Annotated in this window: 1 protein-coding gene; it reads left to right on the forward strand. The window is 53.6% G+C overall.

Annotation, left to right across the window (positions count from 1 at the left end):
* A partial coding sequence (locus tag I6E49_RS14340; protein ID WP_235403152.1) for a DUF3737 family protein occupies positions 1 to 289 on the forward strand: 289 nt, incomplete at both ends.

The raw sequence follows: 289 nt of genomic DNA on the forward strand, positions 1-289 counted from the left end.
GCATCACTTTTGGTGAATCGGGCATTAAGGAGTGTAGCAACATCGTGTGCCGCAACTGCTACTTCGAGGGCAAATACCCGTTGTGGCACGTCAAGGGTTCGGACATACGCAACTGCTATTTCGCGCCCGGATCGCGTTCTGCCATCTGGTATTCGGACGACATGCACATGGAAGACTGCGTCATCAACGGTCCCAAGTTCTTCCGCGAGATGAAGAACCTCTCGCTCAAGAACGTCACAATCAACGATGCCGACGAGACATTCTGGGGCATTGACGGGCTGACGCTTCA

It is taken from the genome of Leyella stercorea (assembly GCF_021531655.1).